Annotated in this window: 1 protein-coding gene; it reads left to right on the forward strand. The window is 31.2% G+C overall.

Annotated elements, in window-relative coordinates:
* Positions 1 to 266: GLPGLI family protein (locus SB660_RS21165; protein ID WP_410584355.1), on the forward strand; the 266-nt coding region annotated here is incomplete at both ends.

Genomic DNA, 266 nt, shown 5'->3' on the forward strand with positions numbered 1-266 from the left:
AGGAAAATATCCTTATCAAGGTATAAAATTTTTGGATGTAATTATAAAAAAATATCCTAGTTTCGATATGAACTTTTATACCAGTTGTCTTATTTATTATGATGTTAGTCTAAATAAAAAATTGGAATGGAAAATTCTGCCTGAAAAAGCAACAATTCTAGGCTATCCTGTTCAAAAGGCAACCACTACACTATACAAAAGAAAATGGACAGTGTGGTTCACAACCGAGATACCAGTACAAGATGGACCTTATTTCTTTCATGGGT

Source organism: Bacillus sp. SIMBA_005 (assembly GCF_046535585.1).
GTDB classification, from domain to species: Bacteria; Bacillota; Bacilli; order Bacillales; family Bacillaceae; genus Bacillus; species Bacillus pumilus.